The sequence below is a fragment of the Cupriavidus sp. 01L415 genome (assembly GCF_056400065.1).
This window is the reverse complement of sequence record NZ_JBFTSP010000008.1, coordinates 105,765-118,469: the sequence shown is the minus strand read 5'-3', so window position 1 is coordinate 118,469 and position 12,705 is coordinate 105,765. Positions and strand designations below refer to the sequence as shown.

Annotated in this window: 11 protein-coding genes; 8 read left to right on the top strand and 3 right to left on the bottom strand. The window is 66.4% G+C overall.

Annotation, left to right across the window (positions count from 1 at the left end):
- Positions 1-22: 22 nt before the first annotated feature.
- Entirely contained in the window at positions 23-640 is a 618-nt protein-coding gene (locus AC1DOX_RS15425) for a response regulator (RefSeq protein WP_441619107.1), read from the bottom strand.
- Positions 641-953: 313 nt separating this feature from the next.
- Here AC1DOX_RS15425 and AC1DOX_RS15420 point away from each other — a divergent pair, with 313 nt between their 5' ends.
- The gene (locus AC1DOX_RS15420) at positions 954-1,391 is read left to right on the top strand and encodes a universal stress protein (protein WP_092136012.1); all 438 of its coding nucleotides are present in this window, start codon (positions 954-956) and stop codon (positions 1,389-1,391) included.
- Positions 1,392-1,454: 63 nt separating this feature from the next.
- On the opposite strand, the gene AC1DOX_RS15415 is transcribed toward AC1DOX_RS15420, so the two are convergent.
- Both AC1DOX_RS15415 and AC1DOX_RS15410 read right to left on the bottom strand, forming a co-directional pair.
- Positions 1,455-2,507 carry a serine/threonine protein kinase gene (locus AC1DOX_RS15415; RefSeq protein ID WP_441619105.1) on the bottom strand — a complete coding sequence of 351 codons (1,053 nt, stop codon included), beginning with the start codon at positions 2,505-2,507 and terminating at the stop codon, positions 1,455-1,457.
- A 21-nt stretch (positions 2,508-2,528) separates the two neighbouring features.
- Positions 2,529-4,184 carry a DEAD/DEAH box helicase gene (locus tag AC1DOX_RS15410; RefSeq protein ID WP_441619103.1) on the bottom strand — a complete coding sequence of 552 codons (1,656 nt, stop codon included), beginning with the start codon at positions 4,182-4,184 and terminating at the stop codon, positions 2,529-2,531.
- Between the two features lie 237 nt (positions 4,185-4,421).
- Between AC1DOX_RS15410 and AC1DOX_RS15405 the strand changes: the two genes are divergently transcribed.
- From AC1DOX_RS15405 to lnt, 7 genes are all read left to right on the top strand, one after another.
- A complete protein-coding gene (locus tag AC1DOX_RS15405; RefSeq protein WP_441619101.1) occupies positions 4,422-6,104 on the top strand; it encodes a ClcB-like voltage-gated chloride channel protein in 1,683 nt (560 codons plus the stop codon).
- Positions 6,105-6,246: 142 nt separating this feature from the next.
- Positions 6,247-6,633 (top strand): hypothetical protein, encoded by a 387-nt coding sequence (locus tag AC1DOX_RS15400; RefSeq protein ID WP_092136007.1) that lies wholly within the window; start codon positions 6,247-6,249, stop codon positions 6,631-6,633.
- A gap of 105 nt (positions 6,634-6,738) precedes the next feature.
- Positions 6,739-8,091: a tRNA (N6-isopentenyl adenosine(37)-C2)-methylthiotransferase MiaB gene (gene miaB / locus AC1DOX_RS15395; RefSeq protein WP_441619098.1), complete on the top strand. Its 1,353-nt coding sequence runs from the start codon at positions 6,739-6,741 to the stop codon at positions 8,089-8,091.
- Between the two features lie 7 nt (positions 8,092-8,098).
- Positions 8,099-9,100 carry a PhoH family protein gene (locus AC1DOX_RS15390; protein ID WP_092136004.1) on the top strand — a complete coding sequence of 334 codons (1,002 nt, stop codon included), beginning with the start codon at positions 8,099-8,101 and terminating at the stop codon, positions 9,098-9,100.
- 2 nt (positions 9,101-9,102) lie between these two features.
- Positions 9,103-9,843, top strand: a complete 741-nt coding sequence (gene ybeY, locus AC1DOX_RS15385; protein WP_092136002.1) for an rRNA maturation RNase YbeY — start codon at positions 9,103-9,105, stop codon at positions 9,841-9,843.
- Positions 9,844-10,020: 177 nt separating this feature from the next.
- A complete protein-coding gene (locus AC1DOX_RS15380; RefSeq protein ID WP_441619096.1) occupies positions 10,021-10,908 on the top strand; it encodes an HlyC/CorC family transporter in 888 nt (295 codons plus the stop codon).
- Positions 10,905-12,533 carry an apolipoprotein N-acyltransferase gene (gene lnt, locus AC1DOX_RS15375; RefSeq protein ID WP_477114042.1) on the top strand — a complete coding sequence of 543 codons (1,629 nt, stop codon included), beginning with the start codon at positions 10,905-10,907 and terminating at the stop codon, positions 12,531-12,533. Before AC1DOX_RS15380 ends, lnt begins: the two co-directional genes overlap by 4 nt.
- Positions 12,534-12,705 lie beyond the last annotated feature (172 nt).

Here is a 12,705-nt window from a genome sequence, read left to right as displayed (position 1 = left end):
GCCACCCGATGCGCCGGCGGCCTCAGCTCAGCAGCTGATGCCGCCGCGCAAACTCGCCCAGGTCGATCAGGGAACCAAAGCCAAGCTTGGCCATGATGCTGGTCTTGTGCGAGCTGACCGTCTTGTTGCTGATGCACAGCACATCGGAGATGGTCTTGTTCGAATAGCCGGATGTCAGGAAACGCAGTACCGTGAGTTCACGCTTGCTCAAGAGGCTCAACAGGTCGCCTTGCGTAGCCGTCTGGCGGATCGACTGAAGCAGCTTCACCGGGAATACCGCATAGCCGGCCATGACCGCACGTATCGCGTGCATCAGTTCCTGGAGCCCCTCCTGCTTGGCCACGTAGCCATGGGCACTGCCGTGCATGGCGCGCTCGCCCGCGCCGGGCATCGCCGACAGCACCAGCACGCGTGCGGCGGGATAGCGTGATGCCGCCTCTTCGAGCACGGCATCGCCGGCAACACCCGGCAGATCCAGATCCACGATGATCAGGTCCGTCACACCTCGTCGCAAAACCTGCAGCGCATCGGGGCCGTTGGAGGCTTCCCGGATCTCGTCGAAGCCCAGGTCACACATCAGCTGATTGCCGACGGCGAGCCGGATGGCGGGGTGGTCGTCGACGACGAGGGCTGTGGGCATGGCAAGACTCCGACGCAATGATGATGAGCCGAGAATAGGCCGTCCGATACTTCCCGGGATACAGAAATGGCTGGGAAAGTCATGCGAATCTTCCGGCGTTTCAGCGGAAAATTCAGCTGTTGCGAATATGTGTCCGCCAGGATGCGTTCGATGGATGACGGCCGCACCACGCCCAATCACATTTGTCGCAACATGACAATCATGCAATCACGAAATACTTTGGGTCGATTTGATTTAAGTTTCGGTATGGGCACCGGAGACCTGCCATGATCACCGGTATCCCTCTCGCAGTTTCCAACCGGAGATCGAAGCCATGCCCCATATCGTCCTTCCCACCGACGGTTCCAGCTTCAGCGATGCCGCCGCCCGTTTCCTGACCGAAGGCAAGCTGCTGCAACCCGGCTTTACTGTCCATGTGCTGCACGTCACGCCCGAACTGACCGGCCAGGTCCGGGCCTTCGTCAGCAAGGAAACCATCGACGCGTGGCACAACGAGGCCAGCGAAAAAGCCATGGCATCGGTCTGCGACATCCTGGCAACGGCCAATGTGCCGTTTGAGCGCCACGCGCAGCACGGTTTTGCGCCGGAGAAGATCGTGAGTTATGCGAAGTCGGTGAATGCCGGCGCCATCGTGATGGGCACACACGGCCGCGGGGCGTTTTTCGACGCGGTGATCGGATCGGTGGCCGGCCGCGTGCTGGCGCAGGCGGAATGCCCGGTGATCATGGTCAAGGCGGAGAAGGCTGCCTGATGCGCCGGCGGATCGCCAGGCGCTGACCTGGATTGAACGGCAGCCGGCGCGACGCGCCGGCCCTCAGCCCCAGAGCGGCGGCTCGTCCATGAGCGCGATCTGCTCGCGCAACTCCAGGATGCGGTCCTGCCAGTAGCGTGCGCCCCCGAACCACGGGAAGGCGGCCGGGAAGGCGGGATCACCCCAGCGGCTGGCCAGCCACGCGCTGTAGTGCAGCAGGCGCAGCGTACGCAGCGCCTCCACCAGCCAGAGTTCGCGCGTCTCGAACGCTACAAAATCTTCATAGCCCGCGACGATGTCGGCCAGCTGGTCCTGCATCGCCGCGCGGTCTCCCTCCAGCAACATCCAGAGATCCTGCACCGCCGGACCCATGCGGCTGTCGTCGAAGTCCACGAAATGCGGACCCGGCGCGCCGCGGCCTCGCGCATCATCCTCGTCGATCCACAGTACGTTGCCGCGATGGCAATCGCCATGCAGGCGCAACAGACGGATATCGCCGGCCCGGTCGTAGCAGCGACGCACGCCGTCGAGGGCGAGATCGACCGCCGCGCGCCACGGCGCCAGCAGGTCGGCGGGGATGCAGTCGTTTGCCAGCAGCCAATCGCGCGCGGCGACGCCGAATGTTTCCACGTCGAGCGTCGGACGAGCCTGGTACGGCACCACGGCCCCCACGGCATGGATCCGGCCAATGAATCGGCCAAGCCAGGTCAGGGTATCTGACTTGTCGAGTGCCGGTTCGCGGCCGCCGCAGCGCGGAAAAACGGCAAAACGGAAACCTTCGTGCGCAAGCAGTGTGCTGGGTTGCGTGCCGATCGACGCAGTCATTGCCGGCACGGCGGGAATCTCCGCGTCGGCAAGCTGTTGCACGAACGCGTGCTCTTCAAGAATGGCCGCATCGGTCCATCGGCCAGGCCGATAGAACTTGGCGATGACCGGAGACGCGTCCTCGATGCCCACCTGCCAGACGCGGTTCTCGTAGCTATTGAGCGCCAGCAGGCGCCCGTCCGGACGAAATCCCGCAGCCTCCAGCGCATCGAGGATGCGCTCCGGCGTCAGGCCGGCGTAGGGCACGTCATCCGACGATGCCGTGCCGGGGAGGTCTTGGGACGGGGCCATGGCCGCGTGGATCCGGTTCGGTCAGGGCGTAGGCTTGCGGCTGCCGCCAAGCAGCGCCGCCTGCGGAGCCGGGCGACGATTGCGCGCGGGCGACGCGCCCGCCGCATCCTGTGCCGGCCGCGCTTGCGCAGCGCGCCCGTTGTTGCCATTGGCATTGCCATTGCCTGCGGCATTGCCGCCGGTTTTGCCGGCACCGTTGCCACCCCGGCTCCGGTTACCGTTGCCGTTGGCATTGCCGCCGGCTCCGTTTGCACCATTCGCGCCGTTGCCGCGTGCTTCGCCGCGCGCGGGCTGGGCCGGACGATTGCGCGGAGCTTCCTGGCGCTGGCCGTCCGGACGCGGACCGGTCGGGCGCGCCGTTTGAGGTGCGCGTTCCTGGCGACGCTCGCCGCCATTGCCGCCATTCCCGCCGTTGCCACGTGCCTGACCCTGGGCCGGCGCGCGACCGCCACGGCCGCCGCCTTGCCCGCCACCCTGGCCGCCGCGCTGCTGGCGTCCCTTCTGGATCGGTTCGGCAACGATGCTCGGGTCCACTTCAAACCCGGGAAGAATCGTTTGTTCGATCTGGCGCTTGATCAGGCGCTCGATGTCGCGCAACAACGCATGTTCGTCGACGCACACCAGCGAAATCGCCTCGCCCTCGGCCCCGGCACGACCCGTCCGGCCGATGCGGTGCACATAGTCCTCCGGCACGTTGGGCAGGTCGAAATTCACCACATGGGGCAGCTGGTCGATGTCGATGCCGCGTGCGGCGATATCGGTCGCCACCAGCAGGCGCAGCGTGCCAGCCTTGAACTCGGTCAGCGCGCGTGTGCGGGCCGACTGGCTCTTGTTGCCGTGAATCGCCAGCGCGGACAGGCCGTCCTTGGCCAATTGCTCGGCCAGGCGGTTGGCGCCGTGCTTGGTGCGCGTGAACACCAGCACCTGGTGCCAGTCGTGCTGGCGCACCAGGTGAGCCAGCAGTTCGCGCTTGCGTTCGCGGTCCACCGGGTACACGCGCTGCGCCACGGTCTCGGCCGTGGTGTTGCGCCGTGCCACCTCGATCGATGCCGGGTTGTTCAGCAGGCGGTCCGCCAGCGCGCGGATATCGTCCGAGAACGTCGCCGAGAACAACAGGTTCTGGCGCTTGGCCGGCAGGATGTTCAGGATCTTGCGGATATCGTGGATGAAGCCCATGTCCAGCATGCGGTCGGCTTCATCCAGTACCAGCATTTCCACCTGCGACAGGTCGATCGTGCGCTGCGAGACATGGTCCAGCAGGCGGCCCGGCGTGGCCACGACGATGTCGACGCCGCGCTTCAACGCTTCGATCTGCGGGTTGATGCCAACCCCGCCGAACATCACCATCGAGCGGAGCTTCAGGTACTTGCCGTAGTTGCGGACGCTTTCCTCGACCTGGGCCGCGAGTTCGCGGGTCGGTGTCAGAACGAGGGCGCGCACCGGCTGGCGTGGGCCGCGCGGCGCGCTGTTGCGGGCAGCGGATTCCGCCAGCAGTTGCAGCATCGGCAATGTAAAGCCGGCTGTCTTGCCGGTGCCGGTCTGGGCGCCGGCGAGAAGATCGCCACCTTTGAGAATTGCAGGAATTGCCTGCGCTTGAATCGGGGTCGGCGTGGAGTAGCCCTGTTCGGCCACGGCGCGCACCAGCTTGTCGGACAAGCCGAGTTCGGAAAAAGACATGAAATGACGCTTCGGCCGCCCGTCGCGCAAGATGTGCGCCAATCGTGGGGCAGGCTCGGGTAGAGGACCGGACCCCGAGGGGATCGGAGCCGGCGGGACGGGTCGATTGCCCCCATCGCCGATGGAAAGGCCCGTAGTGTACCAGTCCGGCGACGACCCCATACCCATGCGGTCGCGGGGTGGCGCTGCGCTATCATGGCGTCCAGTCCGCCCCGGCACCCCCAGCCTTGTCCCACCATGCGTTTGCGCTTTCTCGAAGATCAGGAAGTCACGCTCTTTGCGGCCATTCCGGTCGGGATCCTAGCCGGCATCGTCACCACGCTATTCAAGGAGGCGCTGGAAGCCAGCGGCCTGGTCATGTTCGGCAGCCATACGGACGTCGTCATGATATTTGCCGGACTCGCGCTGCTCTGGCGCGTCGTGATCCCGGCACTCGGCGGCGCGCTGGCCGGGGCACTTCTGATGCTGGCCAGCCGGCTGGCGGCGGCGCAGCCCGGGCCCACCGACTATATGGAAGCGGTGTCACGCGGCACCGGCCGGCTGCCGCTGGCGATCACGCTGCTGCGGTCGCTATCGTCGTTCTGCTCGATCGTCTCCGGCAGTTCCGTCGGCAAAGAAGGCGCGATGATCCAGTTGGCGGCGCTGTGCGGGTCGCTGTTTCCGTCTTCTCGCGCCGACAACGCGACGGGCGACTCCAACATGCGCCGGATGCTGACCGCCTGCGGCGCGGCGGCCGGGCTGGCCACGGTCTATCACACGCCACTGTCCGCCGCGGTATTCGTGGCCGAAGTGGTGTTCGGGGCCCTGGCCGTTCAGCGCCTGATGCCGCTCTTCCTGGCCTCTGTGGCTGGCGCAATGGTCAGCCAGTGGCATGGGGGACTGCAGCCGCTCTACCCCGACCTGCATATCGCGCCCGACCTCCGCCCCCACATCCTGCTGGCTGCCGCGGCGCTTGGCGTGCTGGCGGGCGCGGCCGGGGCCCTGTTCATGCGCGCCGCCACGCTGGCGCGCAACGCCTTTACCCATGTGCCGGGCGGCCCAGTCGCGAGGCTGGCGATCGGCGGCGCGCTGGTCGGCGCACTGGCCATGGCGGTGCCCGAAGTCGTCGGCAACGGCTTTTTCACGATCCAGACCATCCTGCATGGCGACCCCCTCTCGGTGCCCGTCTGGGGCGTGCTGGTGGCCAAGCTCGTGGCAACCGTGGCGAGCATGGGTTCTGGCGCGGTGGGTGGCGTGTTCACGCCGTCGCTGTTCGTGGGCGCGGCGCTGGGCCAGATGCTGGCCATCATGATTCCGGGCGGGACGGTGTCGCCGGTCCTGCCACTGGTCGGCATGAGCGCATTCCTGGCCGCCACCAGCCAGGCGCCGCTGATGTCGGTGCTGATGGTCTTTGAAATGACCCTGGCACCCGCACTGCTGCTGCCGTCGATGATCGGCGCGGTGGCGGCGTACTACACGGCGTCGCGCTGCCAGACGATGTCCCTCTACAGCGTGGTGGTGGAGCGCGCGCAGGCCTCCGCGGCCGTGGAACGCGCGCGGGCGCTGCGTCTGGCCGGCCTGTGCGACCCCACCGACACGGTGATCGACCCCGATGCCACCGTGGCCGCCACCGCCGACAAATTCGCCGAAACCGGCACCCGCTATCTTTATCTCGTCACCCCGGCCGGCACGTTGCTGGGCGCCATCTCGATCCACGCGATCCAGCGTGCCCAGCGGGAGCGGCCCGATGCCAGCCTGCTGGCGCTGGCCGAGCGCGACTTCCCCTCCCTGACGCCGGATTCGCGGCTGCGAGACGCCCTCGCGCTGTTCTCGGAGCACGGCATCAACCGCATCCCACTGATTCGCGACACCGTCAGCCGCGAACTGCTGGGCACCGTATCCAAACAACGGGTGCTGCAGGAAGCGTCCTGCCTGTTCTGATCTCGCCACAAACACCGGCGCCGGGCGCCGCATCCCCCGCCAAAGGGGTAAAATGCCGGGTTGCCCTGCCTGCTCGATGCCGGCTGTCATGATGGCGTCCGGCGCCGGCTGTACCCACCATCCATTTCTTGCCGGAGTCTTCATGTCCCTGCGCATCCTGCTTTCGCGCCAGTCGCTGGCCGTGGCCGCCTTCGCCGCCGTCCTGCTGCCCATGGCACCCGTCATGGCACAGGAGACGCTGCCGGTCGCCGGCACGCCGATCCGCGTGATTCCCGCCGATGCCCCGATGGCGCGACTGCAACTGGCCACGCCAACGGCGTCGGAACCGCTGACCGCAAAGCTCGACGGCAAGACTGTCGGCGTGGCCCCGGGTCTGCGGATCTTCAGCACGGAAACGCAGTTGCTGAGCCCGGTCGCGGTGGCCGGCCAGAAGCTCCAGGTGCGCTACAAGCTGGACCTCTATGGCCAGTTGCTGAGCGCCTGGGTGCTGACCGATGCCGAAGTCAAGGCATGGAAGGCGTCGCACTGAACCGATCAGGCGCCCGGCAGGCGCAAGAAGCACGCGGCCACGGAAACCGGGCCGCTTTGTCGTAACCCCCCTGATGCCCCCAGGTAAACCACTGAGACCGGCACCATGAAGAAAGTATTTGTGAAGACGTACGGCTGCCAGATGAACGAGTACGACTCGGACAAGATGGTGGACGTACTGCACGCCACGCAAGGCCTTGAACCCACGGACAATGTCGAGGACGCCGACGTCATCCTGTTCAACACGTGCTCCGTGCGCGAGAAGGCCCAGGAGAAAGTTTTCTCCGAGCTGGGCCGCATGAAGGCCCTGAAGGCTGCCAAGCCGGACCTCGTGATCGGCGTGGGCGGCTGCGTGGCCAGCCAAGAAGGCGCGACCATCGTGTCGCGCGCCCCGTATGTGGACGTGGTGTTTGGCCCGCAGACGCTGCACCGCCTGCCCGACCTGATCAACCGCCGTCGCCAGACCGGCCTGTCGCAGGTCGATATCTCCTTCCCCGAGATCGAGAAGTTCGATCACCTGCCGCCAGCCCGCGTTGACGGCCCGAGCGCGTTCGTGTCGATCATGGAAGGCTGCTCGAAGTACTGCAGCTACTGCGTGGTGCCCTACACGCGCGGCGAGGAAGTTTCCCGCCCGTTCGAGGACGTGCTGGCCGAAGTGGCGGGCCTGGCCGAGCAAGGCGTGCGCGAAATCACGCTGCTGGGCCAGAACGTCAACGCCTATCGCGGCGCGATGGGCGGCACCAGCGAGATCGCGGACTTCGCGCTCCTGATCGAATACGTGGCGGAAATCCCCGGCATCGAGCGCATCCGCTACACCACGAGCCATCCGAAGGAATTCACGTCGCGGCTGATCGAACTCTACGAGCGGTGCGACAAACTCGTGAACCATCTTCACCTGCCGGTGCAGCATGCGTCGGACCGCGTGCTGATGGCGATGAAGCGCGGATACAGCGTGCTGGAATACAAGAGCATCATCCGCCGGCTGCGCGCGATCCGCCCGAACATGTCGATGTCGTCGGACTTCATCGTCGGCTTCCCCGGCGAGACCGATGCCGATTTCGACAAGCTGATGGCGATGATCGAGGAAGTCGGCTACGACACGTCGTTCTCTTTCATCTTCAGCCCGCGGCCCGGAACGCCGGCCGCCAACCTGGCCGACGACACGCCGCACGAGGTGAAGCTGCGCCGCCTGCAACACCTGCAGGCCACCATCGAGGAGAACGTGCAGCGTATCAGCCGCAACATGGTCGGCACCGTGCAGCGCATCCTGGTGGAAGGTCCGGCCCGCAAGGACCCGACCGAGCTGCATGGCCGCACCGAGAACAACCGCGTGGTCAACTTTGCGCTGCCGGGCGTACCGCAGGCCCAGCGCGACCGCATGATCGGCCAGATGGTCGACGTGAGCATCACGCAGGCGTTCCCGCACTCGCTGCGCGGCGAGATCGTGGTGCGTCAATAAGAACGGTATGAAGATTCCTTCAGCAGAATTCGTCGCCCCCAAGGACGACAACACGCGCCTGCAGAACCTGTGCGGGCCGCTCGACGAAAACCTGCGCCAGATCGAGCAGGCGCTTGACGTGACCATCCAGCGCCGCGGCCATCGCATGACCGTGCGCGGCACACGCGCGCAGGACGCCGCACTGGCGCTGGAACGCTTCTACAACGACGCCCGCGTGGCGCTGTCCATCGACGACGTGCAACTGGGCCTGGTGGAATCGCGCCAGGTGGCCGCGCACGGCGCCTACCTGCCGGACCCCGCCGGCAACGGCGAGGGCGGGCGCAGCGTGGACGACGAGTCCCCAGTGCTGCACACGCGCCGCGTCGGCCTGCAGGGCCGCACGGTTGCCCAGCGCGACTACCTGCGCAACATCCTGTCGCACGACCTGACCATGGGCATCGGGCCGGCGGGTACGGGCAAGACCTACCTGGCCGTGGCCTGCGCCGTGGATGCGCTCGAGCGCGACGCGGTGAAGCGCATCGTGCTGACGCGCCCGGCCGTGGAAGCGGGCGAACGCCTGGGCTTCCTGCCCGGGGACCTGGCCCAGAAAGTCGATCCGTACCTGCGCCCGCTCTATGACGCGCTGTACGACCTGCTCGGTTTTGATCGCACCCAGAAGATGTTCGAGCGCCAGATGATCGAGATCGCGCCGCTCGCCTATATGCGCGGTCGCACGCTGAACCACGCGTTCATCATCCTCGACGAAGCCCAGAACACCACGCCGGAACAGATGAAGATGTTCCTGACCCGGATCGGCTTCGGCTCCAGGGCCGTGATCACCGGCGACATCACGCAGATCGACCTGCCACGCGGCCAGAAGAGCGGCCTGGTGGAATCGCAGCACGTGCTGCGCGAAGTCCGCGGCGTTGCGTTCACCCGCTTCACCAGTATCGACGTCGTGCGCCACCCGCTGGTGGCTCGCATCGTCGATGCCTATGACGAATACCACGCCCAGCATAAGGACGCCTGATCTTGACCAAGAAGTCTCCCGCCGCCAGCCTGACCCTGTTTGACGCGGACGGCCGCGCCCGCAAGAGCGCCGCCCACGCGCTGCGCGTGCAACTGCCCGATGGCCGCAGCCTGACCGTGGACTTGTCCCAGGCCGCCGACGGCGTGGTCGCCTTGCTGGCGGAACACACCGACACCCGCCAGCAAGCCGGCCTGCTGGTGCGCCCCGACAACCACGACGCGCTGTCCGTGGCGGTCACGGCGACGCCAGTCACCACCACCACCGGAACGCCGGCCACGCCGCCGGACGTCGAGCTCGACATCCAGCACGGCGATGGCGTGGACAAGCGCCGCGGCCTGCCCGGCAACAAGCAGATCGAAAAGTGGGTGAAATCGGCGCTGTACGCCGATGCCGCGCTGACCGTGCGCTTTGTCGGCGAAGAGGAAGGTCGCACGCTGAACCGCACCTATCGCGGCAAGGACTACGCCACCAACGTGCTGACGTTTGCCTACGCCGAGCACGCCGATGACCCCGTGACCGGCGACATCGTGCTGTGCTGCCCGGTGGTGGAAGCCGAGGCGACGGAACAGAAGAAGCCGCTGGAGGCGCACTATGCGCACCTGATCGTGCACGGCGTGCTGCACGCGCAGGGATACGAACACGAGGACGACGCCGAGGCGGAAGAGATGGAAGCGATCGAGACCGAGACGCTGCACGCACTCGGATTCGCCGATCCGTATCAGCCAGTGCGCGAAGATCGCTGACGCCTCCTGAGGCCTCTTCTAAAGAGGTTGTTTCAGAATGAAGCGAAGCGGTCCTGTTTTGAAGCAACCTCCAAGTGCCGCGGGCAGCACGCTGCGGCACGTCATCCGGCCCCGTCACGGGGCTGGAATGCTTTTAGTGTATGCTTCAGACGATCTCCACCACGCGCTCGCCGCGACATGAACGACCCCTATCCCAGTTCGAAACCTGCCAATCACAAGCAGGCGGATCGCCCCAGATCCCTTCTCGAACGCCTTTCAGATTTCATCTCTCCCGAGCCGGACACCCGAGCCGAGCTGCTCGAAGTGCTGCAGGACGCGCACGAGCGCAACCTGATCGATGCCGAATCGCTCTCGATGATCGAGGGCGTGTTCCAGGTCTCGGAACTCACCGCGCGCGACATCATGGTGCCGCGCGCCCAGATGGACGCCGTCAACATCGCCGACGCGCCCGAGGCCTTCATCCCCTACATGCAGCAGACGGCGCATTCGCGCTTTCCGGTCTACGAGGGCAGCCGCGACAACATCATCGGCATCCTGCTCGCCAAGGATCTGCTGCGCTATTACACCGACGAGAATTTCGACCTGCGTGAAACGCTGCGCCCGGCGGTGTTCATCCCGGAATCCAAGCGTCTGAACATCCTGCTGCGCGAGTTCCGCATCAACCGCAACCACATTGCCATCGTGGTGGACGAATACGGCGGCGTGGCCGGCCTGTTGACGATCGAGGATGTGCTGGAACAGATCGTCGGCGACATTGAGGACGAATTCGACCTCGATGAAGATCAGGACAACATCCTGCCCACCACCGATGGTGCGTGGCGCGTGCACGGCCTGACCGAGATCGGACAGTTCAACGAGTCCTTCGGCACCGCGTTTTCCGATCACGATGTCGACACCGTGGGCGGCCTGCTGACCAACCACGTGGGCCACGTGCCGCATCGTGGCGAGATCATCACGCTGCCGCCGATCCGTTTCGAGGTCCTGCGCGCGGATGCGCGGCAGGTGCACCTGCTACTGGTGCGCCGCGAGGCACCCGTCGAACCTCCGGCAACGGCCGACGCATGAAGCGTGTCGATCAATCGGGCGCCACGGGCGTCCGCCGTACCGATGGCAGTGTCGGTACCGCCACCCCCTTCCCTTCTGAATCGCTGCGTCCTGCATCGCGCGCCAATACGGTATTCCGGCTGCTGATCGCCGCCGTGCTGGGCGTGGCGCACACGCAGGCCTACGCCCCGCACGACTGGTGGTGGCTGCAACTGCTGTCGCTGGCCGGACTGGTGGCGCTGGTGGCCGGCGCCCCGCGGCCACGCGCGGCCGCCACCACGGCCTATGCGTTCGGCCTCGGCTGGTTCCTGTCAGGCATCTGGTGGCTCTATATCAGCATGCACGTCTACGGCGAAATGCCGGCGTGGATGGCGGCACTGGCCGTCGTGCTGTTTGCGGCCTACCTGTCGATCTGGCCCGCGCTGGCCAGCGCCACGTGGCACTGGCTGACCGGTCGCGGCCGGGACGGCGTGTTGCCGGCCCTGGCGTTCGGCGCCGTGTGGGCGTTGTCCGAATGGCTGCGCGGCGTGATTTTCACGGGCTTTCCGTGGCTCGGTAGCGGCTATCCCCATACGGACGGCCCGCTGGCCGGCTTTGCGCCGCTGATCGGCGTCTACGGCATCGCCGCGCTGGCGGGCACAATCGCCGCGCTGCTGGTGTCCGGCGTGCGCGCCGCCTGCCAGCGCGGACAGCCTGGCGCTGCGCGCACGACCGCGCTGACACTCGGGCTGGCCGTGGCACTGCCGCTGGCCGGCGCCGTACTGGCGCCGATCAACTGGACTTCGCCCGTCGGCCAACCCGTCTCCGTTCGGCTGCTGCAAGGGAATGTGGCCCAGGACATCAAGTTCGAGCCCATCGGCATCCAGCGCTCGCTGGAGCTCTATCGTGACCTGATCACGGCGGCGCCGGCGGACCTGGTGGTCACGCCCGAGACGGCGTTCCCGGTCATCCTGCAGGAACTGCCCGTCGATATCGCCCAGGCCGTGCGCAAGTACATGGAGTCGACTGGCAGCACAGTGCTGTTTGGCGCAGCGGGTGCCGACTCGCCGGTGGACTTCACCAACAGCGTGTTTGCGATCGGGCCGGAACAGCCCAGGCTGTACCGCTACAACAAGCACCATCTGGTGCCGTTTGGCGAGTTCATCCCGTTCGGCTTCCACTGGTTCGTGAACATGATGAAGATGCCGCTGGGCGATTTCCGCCGCGGCGGGCTGGACCAGCCGGCGGTGCCGGTGCGCGGCATCCGGGTGGCGCCCAATATCTGCTACGAGGATCTGTTCGGCGAGGAAATCGCCGAGACCCTTCGCCAGCAGGACACGCCGGCCAATATGCTGGCCAACGTGACCAACCTGGCCTGGTTTGGCGACACCATCGCACTGGACCAGCATTTGCAGATTTCGCGGATGCGCGCGCTGGAAACCCGCCGCCCGATGCTGCGGGCCACCAACACCGGCATGACGGCGGTGGTAAAGCCCGATGGCACGGTGCAGGCGCGGCTGCCGACGTTCCAGGTGGGCACGCTGGCGGCGTCCGTGCAGGGCACGCAGGGGCTGACGCCCTATGTCCGCTGGGGGAATGCGCCGGTGCTGCTTGGCAGCCTGCTGGTGCTGCTGCTGGCGGTTCAGGTGCGGCGCGCACGCCGCTAGGGCCCACCGGGTCCGGCGCCGGCTGGCGCCAATGCGGTAGGCGAGGTAAACGAAAAAACGGGCCGGTTGGGCCCGTTTTTTAATGCGTCCCGGGGGCTTAACCCAGAAGCGATGTCGCGACGGAAACCGCTGCTGCGGCGGCCATCACGGCCAGGGCGACAAGATATGGTTT